At 66.4% G+C, this 14,629-nt stretch carries 19 protein-coding genes and 1 pseudogene; 14 read left to right on the forward strand and 6 right to left on the reverse strand.

Annotation, left to right across the window (positions count from 1 at the left end):
* Positions 1–356: 356 nt before the first annotated feature.
* The 7 genes from JWQ89_RS18685 (at position 357) to JWQ89_RS18715 (ending at position 5,491) form a co-directional block, all read left to right on the forward strand.
* Positions 357–2,765, forward strand: coding sequence for a circularly permuted type 2 ATP-grasp protein (locus JWQ89_RS18685; protein WP_299643459.1), 2,409 nt, complete (start codon positions 357–359; stop codon positions 2,763–2,765).
* 11 nt (positions 2,766–2,776) lie between these two features.
* Positions 2,777–3,655: a transglutaminase family protein gene (locus JWQ89_RS18690; protein WP_299643460.1), complete on the forward strand. Its 879-nt coding sequence runs from the start codon at positions 2,777–2,779 to the stop codon at positions 3,653–3,655.
* A 126-nt stretch (positions 3,656–3,781) separates the two neighbouring features.
* Complete coding sequence (locus tag JWQ89_RS18695) at positions 3,782–3,949, forward strand: hypothetical protein (RefSeq protein ID WP_299643461.1); 168 nt, start codon at positions 3,782–3,784, stop codon at positions 3,947–3,949.
* Between the two features lie 9 nt (positions 3,950–3,958).
* Entirely contained in the window at positions 3,959–4,117 is a 159-nt protein-coding gene (locus JWQ89_RS18700) for a DUF3309 family protein (RefSeq protein ID WP_299643463.1), read from the forward strand.
* A gap of 164 nt (positions 4,118–4,281) precedes the next feature.
* Positions 4,282–4,686 carry a hypothetical protein gene (locus JWQ89_RS18705; RefSeq protein WP_299643464.1) on the forward strand — a complete coding sequence of 135 codons (405 nt, stop codon included), beginning with the start codon at positions 4,282–4,284 and terminating at the stop codon, positions 4,684–4,686.
* 4 nt (positions 4,687–4,690) lie between these two features.
* Complete coding sequence (locus tag JWQ89_RS18710; protein ID WP_299643466.1) at positions 4,691–5,158, forward strand: hypothetical protein; 468 nt, start codon at positions 4,691–4,693, stop codon at positions 5,156–5,158.
* A gap of 99 nt (positions 5,159–5,257) precedes the next feature.
* Positions 5,258–5,491: a hypothetical protein gene (locus JWQ89_RS18715; RefSeq protein ID WP_299643467.1), complete on the forward strand. Its 234-nt coding sequence runs from the start codon at positions 5,258–5,260 to the stop codon at positions 5,489–5,491.
* Between the two features lie 56 nt (positions 5,492–5,547).
* On the opposite strand, the gene JWQ89_RS18720 is transcribed toward JWQ89_RS18715, so the two are convergent.
* The 3 genes from JWQ89_RS18720 to JWQ89_RS18730 all read right to left on the reverse strand — a co-directional run bounded on the left by JWQ89_RS18720 (position 5,548) and on the right by JWQ89_RS18730 (position 8,816).
* A complete protein-coding gene (locus JWQ89_RS18720; RefSeq protein ID WP_299643469.1) occupies positions 5,548–6,489 on the reverse strand; it encodes a diacylglycerol kinase family protein in 942 nt (313 codons plus the stop codon).
* A gap of 62 nt (positions 6,490–6,551) precedes the next feature.
* Positions 6,552–7,952, reverse strand: coding sequence for a CHASE3 domain-containing protein (locus tag JWQ89_RS18725; RefSeq protein ID WP_299643472.1), 1,401 nt, complete (start codon positions 7,950–7,952; stop codon positions 6,552–6,554).
* Positions 7,953–8,054: 102 nt separating this feature from the next.
* Entirely contained in the window at positions 8,055–8,816 is a 762-nt protein-coding gene (locus tag JWQ89_RS18730) for a Crp/Fnr family transcriptional regulator (RefSeq protein WP_299643474.1), read from the reverse strand.
* A gap of 152 nt (positions 8,817–8,968) precedes the next feature.
* On the opposite strand from JWQ89_RS18730, the gene JWQ89_RS18735 reads away from it, so the two are divergent.
* Complete coding sequence (locus tag JWQ89_RS18735) at positions 8,969–9,337, forward strand: hypothetical protein (RefSeq protein WP_299643476.1); 369 nt, start codon at positions 8,969–8,971, stop codon at positions 9,335–9,337.
* Here the strand turns inward: JWQ89_RS18735 and JWQ89_RS18740 are convergent.
* Positions 9,334–9,888, reverse strand: coding sequence for an RNA polymerase sigma factor (locus JWQ89_RS18740; RefSeq protein WP_299643478.1), 555 nt, complete (start codon positions 9,886–9,888; stop codon positions 9,334–9,336). The two genes, JWQ89_RS18735 and JWQ89_RS18740, sit on opposite strands and share 4 nt — an antisense overlap.
* Positions 9,889–9,892: 4 nt before the next feature.
* Positions 9,893–10,078 (reverse strand): NepR family anti-sigma factor, encoded by a 186-nt coding sequence (locus JWQ89_RS18745; protein ID WP_299643480.1) that lies wholly within the window; start codon positions 10,076–10,078, stop codon positions 9,893–9,895.
* A gap of 178 nt (positions 10,079–10,256) precedes the next feature.
* Here JWQ89_RS18745 and JWQ89_RS18750 point away from each other — a divergent pair, with 178 nt between their 5' ends.
* Both JWQ89_RS18750 and JWQ89_RS18755 read left to right on the forward strand, forming a co-directional pair.
* Entirely contained in the window at positions 10,257–11,051 is a 795-nt protein-coding gene (locus tag JWQ89_RS18750; protein WP_299643483.1) for a response regulator, read from the forward strand.
* Between the two features lie 114 nt (positions 11,052–11,165).
* Positions 11,166–11,333 (forward strand): DUF1328 domain-containing protein, encoded by a 168-nt coding sequence (locus JWQ89_RS18755; protein ID WP_299643485.1) that lies wholly within the window; start codon positions 11,166–11,168, stop codon positions 11,331–11,333.
* Positions 11,334–11,477: 144 nt separating this feature from the next.
* Here JWQ89_RS18755 and JWQ89_RS18760 read toward each other — a convergent pair whose 3' ends face one another.
* The gene (locus tag JWQ89_RS18760; RefSeq protein ID WP_299643488.1) at positions 11,478–11,678 is read right to left on the reverse strand and encodes a CsbD family protein; all 201 of its coding nucleotides are present in this window, start codon (positions 11,676–11,678) and stop codon (positions 11,478–11,480) included.
* Between the two features lie 136 nt (positions 11,679–11,814).
* Here JWQ89_RS18760 and JWQ89_RS18765 point away from each other — a divergent pair, with 136 nt between their 5' ends.
* The 4 genes and pseudogenes from JWQ89_RS18765 to JWQ89_RS18780 all read left to right on the forward strand — a co-directional run.
* Complete coding sequence (locus tag JWQ89_RS18765; protein WP_299643491.1) at positions 11,815–12,597, forward strand: amino acid ABC transporter ATP-binding protein; 783 nt, start codon at positions 11,815–11,817, stop codon at positions 12,595–12,597.
* A gap of 154 nt (positions 12,598–12,751) precedes the next feature.
* The gene (locus JWQ89_RS18770; RefSeq protein WP_299643493.1) at positions 12,752–13,513 is read left to right on the forward strand and encodes a transporter substrate-binding domain-containing protein; all 762 of its coding nucleotides are present in this window, start codon (positions 12,752–12,754) and stop codon (positions 13,511–13,513) included.
* A 51-nt stretch (positions 13,514–13,564) separates the two neighbouring features.
* Positions 13,565–14,416 (forward strand): ABC transporter permease subunit, encoded by an 852-nt coding sequence (locus JWQ89_RS18775; RefSeq protein WP_299643495.1) that lies wholly within the window; start codon positions 13,565–13,567, stop codon positions 14,414–14,416.
* Positions 14,413–14,629 (forward strand): annotated as a pseudogene (locus tag JWQ89_RS18780) (histidine ABC transporter permease); the annotation flags it as partial. The gene JWQ89_RS18775 and the pseudogene JWQ89_RS18780, both read left to right, overlap by 4 nt.

The following is a 14,629-nucleotide window of genomic DNA, read 5'->3' on the forward strand; positions in this document are numbered from 1 at the left end:
CTCGGTCGAGTTCCCGCTGACCCTGGATTTGCGGGTGCCGGTGTAGGGCAGGTGGCGGAATCGAATGGCTCGCGGTGATGAGTGTGCTTGACCGTCTCGCAATGCCCTCACCACCCCCTCCCCTCAAGGGGGAGGGGAGCCTGACTGAGGCACCGATGCGTCGGCATCATCGCACCTCTTCCCCCTGAGGGGAGGGCTGGGGCTGGGGTGGTGCGGTCGGCACGGCGCCGCCACTCGCCAGTTGCGGTTGAAGAACCGCTCATCCGTTCCATGTGGCGAACCGTCTCCCCCGATTTCGACCCTCCTGTCCAATTCCCGCTTGCCATTCCGGAGGCTTCCGCTAGCGCTATTTCCTCATGGACAAGCGGAATCAGCGGCAGGTGAACAAGCGCGGGGCCTCCGGCCTTGTCGCGGATTACCGGCTGCTGCCGGGTGTTCCGGACGAGATGGTCGATGCCGGCGGCAATATCCGCCCCGGCTGGGGACCGCTGATCTCGGCGCTCGACGAACTCGGCCCGGTGGAACTGGCCACCCGTTTCGAGCGCGCCGACCAGTACCTGCGCGACGCCGGCGTCTACTACCGCAAGTACGATGGCGCCGAGGGCAAGGAGCGGGCCTGGCCGCTGGCCCATGTGCCGCTGATCCTCGACGAGAGCGAGTGGCTGACCATCACGCGCGGCCTGACCCAGCGCGCAGAGCTGCTCGAGACCATCGTCGCCGACATCTACGGCGACAACGAGCTGGTGCAGCGCGGCCTGCTGCCGCCCGAGCTGATTGCCCGCAACGACGAGTTCCTGCGGCCCATGGTGGGCATCAAGCCGGCCAGCGGGCATTTCCTGCACTTCTGCGCATTCGAGCTCGGCCGCGGCCCCGATGGCGGCTGGTGGGTGCTGGGCGATCGCACGCAGGCCCCGTCCGGCGCCGGCTTCGCCGTCGAGAACCGCGTGGCAACCACCCGCGCCCTCTCCGACATCTACGGCAAGATGCACGTGCACCGGCTCGCCGGCTTCTTCCGCGGCTTCCGCGATGCGCTCAACGCCATCGCCCGCGGCGGCGACGGCCGCGTGGGCATCCTGACGCCGGGGCAGCACAACGAGACCTATTTCGAGCACGCCTATATCGCGCGCTATCTCGGCTTCACCCTGCTGGAAGGTGAGGATCTGGTGGTCGAGAACGGCCAGGTGATGGTGCGCACCGTCTCGGGCCTCATGCCGGTCAGCGTGCTGTGGCGCCGCATGGACGCCAGCTTCGTCGATCCGCTGGAACTGCGCTACGACAGCCACATCGGAACGCCCGGCCTCACCGAGGCCCTGCGCCAGGGCTCGATCTCGATGGTCAACGCACTGGGCACCGGCATCCTCGAGACCCGCGCCTTCTCGGCCTTCATGCCCAATCTCTGCCGGGCGCTGACCGGTCGCGAGCTCGAACTGCCCTCGATCGCCACCTGGTGGTGCGGCGGCGCTGCCGAGCGCCGGCACGTGGTCCAAAACTTCGACACCATGATGGTGGGCTCGGCCTTCGCCACCGGCCTTGCGATCGAAGACCCGACCGGCACCATCATCGGCGGCATGCTGGGAGCAGCCGAGCGGCAGGCCATGCTGGCCCGGCTTGAATCCGAAGGCGGGGCGTTTGTCGGCCAGGAGCAGGTGCAGCTCTCGACGGCGCCGGTCTATGTCGGCGGCAGGCTCGAGCCCAGGCCCATGACCCTGCGCGTCTATGCGGCCCGCACCGAGGACGGCTGGATGGTGATGCCGGGCGGCTTCGCGCGCGTCGGCTCGACCCAGGATTCGACCGCCATCGCCATGCAGCGCGGCGGCCAGGCGGCGGACGTGTGGGTGGTGAGCCAGAAGCCGGTCGAGCGCGTCACGCTGCTACCGGCCGAGGGCGAGAAGCTGGTGCGCATGTCGTCGGGGAGCCTCCCGAGCCGCGCCGCCGACAACCTCATGTGGCTGGGCCGCTACGCCGAGCGGTGCGAGGCGACGGTCCGGATCCTGCGCGCCTACAATGCGCGCCTTGCCGAGGTCTCGAACCCCGACCAGGCGATCCTCAAGGATACCCGCGCCTATCTCGACGGCATCGGCGTCGATGCATCGGTGCCGCTGCCGCCGGGCCTCTTGGCCGCGATCGACAGCGCCGTGCACAGCGCCGGCCAGATCCGCGACCGCTTTTCGCCCGATGGCTGGCTGGCGCTGACCGACCTCAGGAAGACCGCGCGCAGTTTCGCCAAGACGGTGCAGGCGGGCGACGACGCGACGCGCGCCATGACCGTGCTGCTGCGCAAGCTCGCGGGGTTCTCCGGGCTCGTGCATGAGAACATGTACCGCTTCGCCGGCTGGCGCTTCCTCGAGATCGGCCGCCGGCTCGAGCGCGGCATCCAGATCGCCGGCAGCGTCGCCTGGTGTACGCGGGTTAACGCTCCCGAGGGCGCGCTGGACCTGCTGCTCGAGGTCGGCGACAGCGTCATGACCCATCGCCGTCGCTACGCGGTAAGCGCCGGCGTCGATTCCTATGTCGACCTGCTGGTGCTCGACCCGTTGAACCCGCGCTCCGTGCGCTTCCAGATCGCAGAACTGTACCAGCAGCTCGAACGATTGCCCGGAGGCGTGGAGGACGGGCATCTGTCGATGGCGGCCAAGGCCGCGCTGTCGCTCGACACCGAGCTGCGCGTCACCGAGCCCGAGGACATGACCACTGCCAAACTCAGCCGGCTGCGCATCGAGATCGGCAATCTCGCCGGGCTCGTGGCCGACGCCTATTTCGTCTGAGGAGGCGAGCCGTGCTCTACGACGTCCGGCTCGACCTGCACTACCAGTACAAGGCCTCGGTGCATGGCGACCGGCATCTGGTGCGCGTCGCCCCGATCTCGATCCCCAACGTGCAGCGGGTCATCGCCTCGTCGCTGTCGTTCGAGCCACGACCCGAGCAGGAGACCACCTTCGCTGACTATTTCGGCAACCTCGTCACCACCATCGCATATTCGGGCCGCCACGATCACCTCGATGTGCGGCTTACGGCGCGGGTGCAGGTCGAGGAAGCGACTGACCCGGTCGACCTCTCCCCTACCCTCGGCGGGCTGAAAGAGGAGATAGCGGCACTGTGGTCGGTTGCGCCCGACTCGCCCCAGCATTTCCTCGGGGCCTCGCCCCGCATCCTGCTCGATCCCGAGATCACCGCCTACGCACGGAACTGCGTGGACCGCACCCAGTCGGTGCGCGCCGCGGCGCTCGACCTGTGCCTCAAGATCCATGGTGATTTCGGCTACGACAAGGACGCCACCAAGGTCGATACCGGCCCCGTCGAGGCCTTCGCCCTCAAGCGCGGCGTCTGCCAGGACTTCGCCCACGTGATGATCGCCGGCCTCCGCGGTGTCGGCATCCCGGCGGGCTACGTCTCCGGCTTCCTTCGCACCATTCCGCCCAAGGGCAAGCCGCGCCTCGCGGGGGCCGACGCCATGCACGCCTGGGTCCGCGTCTGGTGCGGCCAGCATGCCGGCTGGCTCGAATTCGACCCCACCAACGCCATGCTCGCCGGCCCCGACCACATCACTATCGGCCACGGCCGCGACTATTCCGACATCTCTCCGATCGTCGGCGTGCTGCGCACCAGTGGCGGGCACACGGCCAAGCAATCGGTCGACGTGGTGCGCGTCGAATAAGCTGTCTGTCTTTTCTGCAAGAGCTCCGGAACCAATACTGGTAGTCGCCGTTGTTTGCCCAGACGCGATATGCAGCGCGGCTGGCCGGTCCCTCCCCCCGGTCTTGCAGTATAAGGAAGACTAGCGATGACCCACCTCGAGATCGCCAATCTGGAACACGCAGGCCGCTCAGCCTTCGCCTGGACGCCCGAGGGGTATGACGGCCGCACGCATTACGGTGCTGTGCTGACCGCCATCGTCCCCGCCCTCGGCATTCTCGCCGCGGCTGCGACTCTGCTTCTGGCGATCCTCTAGGAGCTTCGCATGACTTTAAGCACGATCATCATCATCCTGCTGGTCCTGCTTCTGATCGGCGCCATACCGGCCTGGCCCTACTCCCGCTCCTGGGGAGCTTACCCCTCCGGTATTCTTGGCGTCGTGCTCGTCATCGTCATCATCCTCGTGTTGATGCGCGTATTCTGACGAGCCCCCAGCGAGCCAAGGTCGCCCCCCTTACGGCTCGCCATAGCACCCCGGTTCGCGCCCGAACCGGGGTGCACTCGTTTGAAGACGTCCCATATCGGGCCGCACCGGAACTCCGGGCGGTTCCGCGCGTTCACAATGATATCATCAAAGGAGCGACCACTATGGCGTCTACCACTGATATGGCACCTAACCGTACCACCCCCGCCACTCCGACCCGGCGCGCCTCCAACGGCCCGCGCCGAGCCGCCGCGCGGGCCAGTGCCGCGGCGCGCAATTCCAGCCGCGAGGACGATCTCGCCGCGCAGGTGACGCAGCTGCAGTCCGACCTCAAATCCATTGCCGCAACGCTCGCCAACCTCGCCGGGGACAAGGTCAACGACGCGCAGGCCATGGCCAAGCGCGAGGCCAAGAGCCTTGCCAAGTCCGGACAGCATGCCGTCGAGGATATCCAAGACGAATTCGGCCAGATCGAGCGGCAGATCAAGGACACCATCAGGGAGAAGCCGCTGACCGCGGTCGCCGGCGCCATCGCGCTCGGGTTCATGCTGGCCGTGGTCACGAGGTAGCACCATGCACCTGCTGGCACTGGCCGCCTCGGTCCTCGGGATCGAGGTCGACGAGTTGCTCGATCGCTTCAAGAAAAACGCCATGGCTTTCGCAGCCGTGGCGCTTTTTTCATTGATCGGGCTGTCGTTCCTGCTCGTTGCCCTCAATGCCTGGTTCACCGCGATGTGGGGGCCGATCGTGGCGCCGCTGGTGATCGCCGCCGCCGCCATCGTCATCAGCCTCGCCATCTACGCGGCGATCGTTGCCACCGACAGCATCGCGAGGCGCCGCTCGGCGCAACGGCGGAACGCCGCCGAGAAGACAGCGCTGGTGACCACTGCCGCCATGACCGCTCTGCCGCTGGTGATGAAATCGGACCTTATTCGCAAGGTCGGCATCCCTGTCGGCGGCGCGCTCGCGGCCGCGTACTTCCTCTACAGGCAAGGGGGCTCGCGCGGCGAAAAACGTGGAAACGGCCACGACCCGGACTGAGGATCGCCACATTTGCCGGAACCGGCATCGGGACAGGACGTTATCTGCAGCAAATGCCGCACTCCGTGCGGCGGCAGGGACTTTCAGGAGTGTGAGCCAATGACCCACATCAAACGGCAGATCGTGACCATTCTCACCGACGACCAGATGCCGGATGACGAGAAGATCGTCATCTTGCGCCAGCTCGAGGCGGACTCGCTCTCCAAGGAGCGCAGCGCGACCGAGGGTATGACCCCGGTGGATGGCGACGACGGCGAGGACTTGAAAACCATCGAGAACGCCCTGCGCCGGCTTGGCCAGCAGCCGGTGGAAGCCGGAGCCGCGAGCCTCTGACCGGTAACTAGGACGATCGAACGCCCCGCCAAACCCTGTGGCGGGGCGCAGCTTTGTCAGGCAACCTCGGTGGCCGGGTCCGTGCGCGGCGCAGCCTTCTCGAGCGCCGGCAGCACTACCCGCAAGCCCTGTGCATGGATTCGGAGATCCACCTGCCGCTCCAGCGGGATGAGTTCGCCATCGATCACCGCCATCGCCGAGGCCTTGCGACGCGGGAACCGCAGGCCGACCTGCGCCACCTCGCGCTCCGACACCAGCGGGTGGGCCTTCCAGTTGCCGTAGGCCAGCGACAGCGCCAGGCGCGCCAGGTCCGCCGCCGGCATGGGCTTGACGACATAGACGCCGAGCACCCCGCGATCGATGGTCTCCGCGTAAGGGACATGTCCCTCGCCAAGCACATTGTTAGAAACGGCGATGGCGGTCGCCTTGCGCCGCTCGGTGCCGTGGCGCGTGCTGATCTCGACCTCGAAAACCAGCGGCCGCGACAGCGCCAGGGCAACGGCCCGAAGGCTCGCCAGCATCTTGCCCCAGCGGCTGCGATAGGTGAGTGCGTTGCGGATCCGCACCAGCCGCGAGTGCAGGCCGACCGAGAACTGGTGCACGAAGGGCCGGCCGTTCGCGGTGGCGATATCCACCGAGCCGACCGTGCCACGCGCGATGGCGTCGAGTGCCGCCGCGAGTTGCAGCGGCACGCCGAGCGAACGGGCGAACAGGTTCATCGTACCCGCCGGTAGCACCGCCAGCGCCATCCCGTGGGCAAAGCAGATGCCGGCCGCCGCCGAGATGGTGCCGTCGCCGCCGCCCGCGAGGACCGCGGCGGACGCGGGATCGGCCGCCGCACGTTCGAGTTCGGCGCGCAGATCCTCGACCTCGACGACCCGGCACTCCAGCGTGTGGCCCTCGTCGGCGAAGACCCGCTCGGCCATGGCGGTGAAGGCCGGCATGTCCATGGTCCGGAACGTGCCGCCATCCTTGTTGAATACGCCGATGAAATGCATGCCGCCTCCGGGTGCCCCCCTCGTCGGAGGAACGGGCCGATCCGCCGCGGAGTTCCGCGACCTCAGTCCGGTGGCAATACCTCGAGCTTCGGGACCTTTACGGTCACGGACGTGCCGCCGCCTTCCCGCGCGCGATATTCCGGCTCGCCGCCACCGAACTGCTTGGCCAGCTGATTGACGATGAGCGCGCCCAGCCCGCCCGGATGCTCCGTCATCGTCACCATGCCCCGGCCGTCGTCCTCGACGGTCAACTGCGTGACGTCGCCTTCGGGGCGCTCGAACCGGACCCGGATGGTGCCTGCCCGGCCATCGGAAAAGCCGTGCTTCTGGGCGTTGGTGACCAGCTCGCTGACGACGATCCCGAGCGTCGTGGCATCGCGCGCCGGGATGATCATCGGCTGCAGCTGCTTTTCGAAGCGGACCTCCTTGTCCGCCGGGAGGGCGCCGGCGAGATCGTCGATGACATCGCTGAGGAACTCGGCGGCATCGGTGGTCTCGAGATCGGCGCCGAGCCGCAGGCGGCGGTGGCCGGAGGCGATCGCCTGGACCCTGAGCTGCGCTGCCTCGAGCGCGTCGCGCACTTCCTCGGACCTGGTGCGAGCGAGCTGCAGGCCGAGCAGCGACGAAACGGTCGCCAGCGAGTTGCCGATCCGGTGGTTGGTGTCCTGCAGCAGCGTCTCGAGCCGCGCCCGCTCGCGCTCGGCGCGCTCCCGGGCCTCCTCGACTTCCGCGGTCCGGGCCCGGACGTGCTCCTCCAGTTCCACGTTCTGGCTGCGCAGCAGCATCTGTTCCTCGGAAAGTGCAGCGACCTTCTGCTGTGTGCGCGATAGCAGCGAGTAGGCGAGGATCGCCGCCGCACCCAGCGCCCCGAGCATGGCAATCACCAGCGACTGCCGGTATAGCTGCATGTCGCCGTTGCGCTCGACCAGCTTGGCATCTTCATCGGCGATGAAGTTGCGCAGCGTCGTGCGGATGCGGTCCATCAGGTCGAGCCCGGTATCGGACCGCAGCAGTGTCAGCGCGTCGGCCGCCTGCCCGGCCGACATCAGTTCGATGGTCTTGGCCATTTCGGCCCGCTTGGCGTCGAGATCGGGGACCAGCGCCGTTATTCGCGCCAGCTGCGCCGGGTTGTTGCTGATCAGCGTAACTAGGCGCTGGTAGGTGGCGCTGAGGTTGCCGACCGCGGTGTTGTAGGGATCGAGATAGGCCGGGTCGCGGCTGAGCAGGTAGCCGCGCTGCCCGGTCTCCGCATCGACGACCGCCAGCATCAGCTCGCGCGCCTGTCGCCGCACCTCGTAGGTGCTGGCGATGTCGGCGAGCTGGCTGTCGACGGTGCGGACAAGGAACAGCGACGCGGCGACTCCGAGCAGCACCAGGATCATCGAGGTGATGATGGCGATGCGGCGAACCGTGCCAGGCGTGGGCGCGGCGTAGCCGACGGACTGAGTGCTGACGTCAGACATCAAGGCGCCGCCCTTGGTCGGTGAAATGCATCGGAGTTGCCCGGTCTTGCCCCCCGGTCAATTTGTCATCCCTAGAGCGCGCGGGTGGCAAGAATACGGCCCTCAAATCAGTGGCCGCTTGCTTTCGGAGAGCCCATCCCAGCCGGCGACCTCGGCCAGGCCCTTGGGGTCCAATACCTCGCACGCGCGGTCGTGCCAGCGGATCAGCTCGCGCGACGCGAGCTTGCGCAGCGTCTTGTTGGTATGGACGATCGAGAGCCCCAGCGTATCGGCGACGTGCTGCTGGGTGATCGGGATCAGGTGCCTCGAGGAGCGCCCCTGCCCGACCTGCTCGGAGCGCTGGTACAGGAACGCGATGAGATAGGCGGCCCGCTCCGTGGCGCTCCGGCGACCGACGCTGAGCAGGTTTTCGTCGAGCATCCGCTCCTCGCGCGAGGCGAGCCAGGTGACGTCGAAGGCGAGGCCCGGATGGTTCTCGAACAGGTTCGGCAGGTTGTCGCGCTGGAATACGCACAGCACCACCGGCGACAGCGATTCCACCGAGTGCTCCATCTCGCCGATCACCGAACCCTGCAGCCCGACCAGGTCGCCCGGCAGCAGGTAGTTGAGGATCTGCCGGCGACCGTCCTCGAGCGTCTTGTAGCGGAACGCCCAGCCCGAGAGGAGCGTGAACAGCTGCGCGTTGTGCGACCCTTCGGCGAGGATCATCGAGCCGGCCTCGCTGACCAGCTCGCCGCGCTTGAACCCGCTGACGAACTTCAGCTCCGCCGGCGTGAAATCGCGGAAGTGTTCGTTATCGCGGAGCGGGCAGGCCTCGCAGGGGACACGACGGGCGACAGTGGTGTTCGGCAGGGCGGTGCTCACGGCTTGTGCTCCGCGCACCTTCTCGCGTGCGGCCGACAACGCAAGCGGCAATTGTCCGGGCCGGGGACAGCAGACATGTCTTTGTTAATTGCCGCCGTCGAGATCGGTGCGGACGATAGTGGCAACTGCCACCGCGTCATGGACTCCACCCAATGCTTGGCCTGCGCGCCCTCGTCGTCGAGGGAGAATACCTCGTCGCCGCCGAAATCGAACAGACCCTCAAGGAAGCAGGCGCCGGGGAGATAACCCTGTCGAGGAGCTTTGCCGAGGCGAGCGGCCTGCTGTCCATGTCCGGCTTCGACCTGGCGATCATCGAGGCCGGCTTCGGGAGCCCCGAAGCCATCGGCTTCTCGACCTCGCTGCAAAAGGCCGGAGTTCCGGTCATCGTGACGTCTGCGGACCGCGCCGTGCAGTCGCTTTTCACTGGAGCAATCCCCCTCGAGAAGCCCTTCGACTCGACCTCGTTGCTGGTCGCCTGCCGCATCGCCCGACCCGGCGGGGCGGCATCCAACCCCGCCTAGGTGAACCGCGGGGTGGTCGTCACCTGCGCCGAGACCGCGTCCGGGCCATAGTCGGACTCGCCGGCGATCTGCAGCACTTCCTGCAGCTTGGTGCGGGCACGGCTGACCCGGCTCTTCATCGTCCCCACGGCGCACTTGCAGATTTCGGCCGCCTCTTCATACGAGAACCCGGAGGCGCCGATCAGGATGATGGCCTCGCGCTGGTCGTCGGGCAGCTTGTCGAGCGCCGCCTTGAAGTCGTTGAGGTCCATGATGCCGTATTGGGCGGGATGGACGGCCATGCGCTCGGTGAACGCGCCGTCGGTGTCCTGCACCTCGCGGCCGCGCTTGCGCATCTGGCTGTAGAACTCGTTGCGGAGAATGGTGAACAGCCACGCCTTCATGTTGGTGCCCATCTCGAAGCTCTCCTGCTTCGCCCAGGCCTTCATGACGGTGTCCTGCACCAGGTCGTCGGCCTTGTCGTGGCGGCCGGATAGCGACACCGCGAAAGCCCGCAGGCTCGGAAGGGTCGTGAGCAACTCACGCTTGAAGCTCGGTGTTTCGGCTTCCATGTAGTCAATCACCCTTCGAGGGCTTGGCCTGCTTTTCGACAGCGTCAAGCTGTTCCAGCAGGTCGATGAGCTTGGAAGGAACTTCCTCGCTCTGCACGGCGCCGTAGAGCGCCCGCAACTTATTGCCGATGTCCGAGTTTGCCCCCAGTCCATCGTCGCGGCGCCGCCGCATCGTACCCAGATCATTCATTGTTTTTTTGTCTCGCATAAACCCTTCGCCCCACGGCAAAATCTGACGCCCCGTTATCCTGCCGTGAGGACCTAAATGCACCACGGCAAAAAAAGTTCCAGTCGAACGGGAACCAAGTTTTGGCCATGCCGTTCTCAACCATGGTAAGCTCTAGAAGCGTCACGGGAGTAGAATATCCATGTCCCTATCCACGCGGATCGCACCGCATCTTCCCTACCTGCGGCGGTTTTCTCGCGCCGTCACGGGTTCGCAGACCTCGGGCGACGCCTATGTGGCCGCCACGCTCGAAGCGCTGATCGCCGACCTGTCCATCTTCCCCGAGGCCTCGAGCGACCGGATCGCTCTCTACAGGCTCTATTCGGCGCTGTTCTCGACCTCCGCCGTCCGCGTGCCGGAGCCGAGTTCGACCTTCCCGTGGGAATCGCGCGCCGCCGCCAACCTCGCCAACCTCGCCCCGCGGCCGCGACAGGCGTTTCTGCTGGTCGCGGTGGAAGGCTTCAGCCATGGCGAGGCAGCTGAAATACTCGATGTCTCGACCGAGGAATTCGCCGACCTGCTGTCGCAGGCCTCCGCCGAAATCTCGCGCCAGGTGGCGACCGATATCCTCATCATCGAGGACGAGCCGCTGATCGCCATGGATATCGAGCAGATGGTGGAGGGCCTCGGCCACCGCGTCGTCGGCGTCGCCCGAACTCACAAGGAGGCGGTGGCGCTCTATCACAAGACCAAGCCCCGCATGATCCTCGCCGATATCCAGCTGGCGGACGGTTCATCCGGCATCGACGCGGTCAACGACATCCTGCACGCGCATCCGATCCCGGTGATCTTCATCACCGCCTTCCCCGAGCGCTTGCTGACCGGCGAACGCCCGGAGCCGACCTTCCTCGTCACCAAGCCCTTCAACCCCGACATGGTGAAGGCGCTGATCAGCCAGGCGCTGTTCTTCGACGAAGGCTCGCGCGCCGCGGCCTGACAATTCCGGACGCCCCTCCGGACGGAGCCGGGTTCGCCCGGCTCTTTTTTTGCCCGGAACTCCGCGGCTTGCCGACCGTTACTCCATCAGCAGGCGAAACGGAGTAAAAACAACATGCTGCAATACGCCCTCCTGTTTCTGGTCATAGCGATCGTCGCCGGTGTGCTGGGCTTCGGCGGAGTCGCGGGCGCAGCCTCCGGCATCGCGCAAATCCTGTTCTTCCTGTTCCTGGCGTTCCTCGTGGTCTCCCTCATCATCGGCCTGTTCCGGCGCGCCTCATAGAGCTCCCGAAAACTCGGGCCGTCCCAGCCGGGTCCGCGGTTCGAGGTGGCGACGGCCCCATCCGAGTGGATGGGGCCGTCTGCTTTTGAGCTACAGGCAAAAAAGAAGCCCCGCCGAAGCGGGGCATCAAGTGGCTGTCAGATCTTAGTGGAGGCCGTTGAACCAGTCATCGACCTCGCGCTCGGCGACCTCCTGGGCCTTGCCGTAGCGCTCCTGGATCTTGCCGGCGAGCTGCTTGCGGCTGCCTTTGATGATATCCAGGTCATTGTCCGTGAGCTTGCCCCACTGGGTCTGCACCCGGCCCTTGAACTGCTCCCAGTTGCCTTCCATCTGGTTCCAATTCATTGCAAATCTCCTTTCTCATGAGTTGAGGAAAGGAGCCGCCGTCGTGGTGGGCTCCTGCCAACAAAACGCCTCGGCGGAAATGAGGTTCCGCAAAACCCTTGCCAGCCGATGCGGCATTGGCTTTTGTGCGAGCCCGATGCACAATCCCCTTGCCCAGCCCGTCGTCGAAATCACGGACCTCCACAAATCCTATGGCCCCTTGGAGGTCCTGAAGGGCGTATCGCTGACAGCCCGCCAGGGTGAAGTCGTGGCGCTGATCGGCTCCTCCGGATCGGGCAAGTCGACGCTGCTGCGCTGCATCAACATGCTCGAGGTGCCCGAACGCGGCAGCGTGCGCGTCGCCGGCGAGGAGATCGCGCTGACAGGCAAGCCGCCGCACCGCAAGCCCGCCGACGAGCACCAGATCCGCCGCATCCGCTCTGAGCTGGGCATGGTATTCCAGTCATTCAACCTGTGGAGCCACATGTCGGTGCTCGAGAACGTCATGGAAGCCCCGCTGCGGGTGCAAAAGCGCGAGAAGGCCGCAGTGCACGCCGAAGCGCTCGAGATGCTGGCCAAGGTCGGCATCCGCGACAAGGCGGAGAGCCACCCGAGCCAGCTGTCGGGCGGCCAGCAGCAGCGCGCCGCCATCGCCCGGGCGCTCTGCATCAACCCCAAGGTGATGCTGTTCGACGAGCCTACATCGGCGCTCGATCCCGAGCTGGAGGTCGAGGTGCTGCGGGTGATCAAGCTTTTGGCCGACGAGGGACGGACGATGATCCTCGTCACCCACGACATGCAGTTCGCGAGAACCATCGCCGACCGCGTGATCTTCCTCCACCAGGGCAGGATCGAGGAGGAGGGTACGGTGGCGGAGGTGTTCGGCGCCACGCGGTCTGCCCGTCTCAAGCAGTTCCTGAGCGCCGCCGGACACGTCTGACCCGCCGCCCGCAACCATCTTCTGCTGATTGACCAGACGGTAAAAAGCGCTAGCGTGGCGCCAATGTGCCCGCCCCGAGGCGGCACGAGACCAATCGGCTGGTGGTGGGACCGGCCAGGCCACGCCGGCCGAGACCGGCGGACTAGGAGAGACCATGAACAAGCTCGTTCTCGCGGCTGCGGCGGCTATCGCCCTGTTCGCGACTGCAGCCAATGCGCAGCCCGTCCGTATCGCCACCGAGGGCGCCTATGCCCCGTGGAACTTCCTCGACGACAGCGGCAAGCCCGCCGGCCTCGATGTCGATGTCGGCAACGAAGCCTGCAAGCGCGCCGCGCTCGAATGCACCTTCCAGGTCAACGAGTGGGATTCCATTATCCCGAACCTGCTGGCGGGCAATTACGACCTGATCATTGCCGGCATGTCGGTCACCGATGAGCGCAAGCAGTCGATCGACTTCACCGAGGAATACTTCCCGCCCCAGCCGTCGCGCTACGTCGTGCGTACCGGCACGGCGCTCGACTTCGCGGCGCTGAGCGGCAAGAACATCGGCGTCCAGGGCGGTACCATCCAGGCCAACTACGCCGGTGAAACCTTCGGCGCCACCAACACCGTCAAGTCGTTCGAGAACGCCGACCAGGCGCTCGCCGACCTCAATGCCGGCAATGTCGACGTGATCCTCGCCGACGGCAACTACCTTTCCGAAGTGGTCGCCGGATCGGGCGGCGCGCTCGAGCTGGTCGGGCCCGACGTGGTGATCGGCGGCGGCGTTGCCATGGGCCTCAGGAAGGCCGACGACGAACTCGAAGGCAAGCTCAACACCGCGCTGTCCGAGATGAAGAAGGACGGCACGCTCGATGCGCTGATCATCAAGTGGTTCCCGGACAAGGCGCCGGGCCCGATCTTCGCCGGCGGCTGAGTTTCTCGGGGCGGGCGCAGGTCCGCCCCGAACGCTTTAGGGCCCGGGGCCATGCTGGATTTCCTACCGCAATGGATGAAGGACGGCGTCGGCGACGATGTCCTGTTCTGGCTGGGCTATGTCACCAACGGCAAGCACCTCAGCTGGTACGCCAGCGTGCAGTACACGCTGGCCGCGGCGGTATTCGGCGCGCTGATCGCGCTCTGCATGGGCCTCGGCGGGGCAGCGCTGAGGAACTCGCGGTTCGGCGTGGCGCGCCTAGCCGGCAGCCTCTACATCAACATGGTCCGCGGCATTCCGGACGTGCTGTTCTTCCTGTTCTTCCCGCTCGCCTTCGAGCAACTGGTCGAGTGGTTCCGGGCCCAGGCCCTATGCACGCCCGAGACGCTCGCCGCCAATGCCGGCCAATGGCCGCCCTGCGATGCCGCCAACTGGTTCCTCGGCACGCCCGAATACCTGATCCTTGCGTGCGTTTCGCTCGGTATCGTCTACGGCGCCTTCGCCGCCAATGTCATTTCCGGCGCGATGAACGCCGTGCCCCGCGGCCAGCTCGAGACCGCCCGCGCCTATGGCTTCAGCCGCATGCAGGTGTTCTGGCGCTTCCAGGTCCGGCAGATGTGGGCCTACGCCCTGCCCGGCCTGTCCAATGTCTGGATGCTGATCATCAAGGCGACCTCGCTGCTGTCGCTGCTGCAGATCGCTGACATCGTCCTCTGGGCCGACCGGCTCGGCGCGCCGAACTTCACCCGGTCGGCGGGGCTGGTCCACCCCGACTGGCGCTGGGTCTACTACCTGGTGTTGCTGCTGTTCTACATCCTCGTCACCTTCATCTCGGAGAAGGCGTTCGCCGCACTGAGCCGCCGGGCGAGCCGCGGCATGGCGGTGGCGAGTTCGGCCGCATGAGCGTCCTCGCCCCGATCCTCGACGACATCGCCACCCTCGCCCGGCCGGCGCTCTACAACATCTACTTCGCCTTCGCCTCAATCCCCCTGGGCTTCGTCTTGGCGGTGTTCTTCGCGCTGGGCAAGGCCTCGAGCAACGGGTTCGTCTCGAACCTCAGCCGCGGCTACATCTACGCCTTCCGCGGCTCCCCCTTCTTCATCCAGCTCTTCATGT

The organism is Devosia sp. (assembly GCF_028290645.1).
In the GTDB taxonomy this organism is placed as follows: domain Bacteria; phylum Pseudomonadota; class Alphaproteobacteria; order Rhizobiales; family Devosiaceae; genus Devosia_A.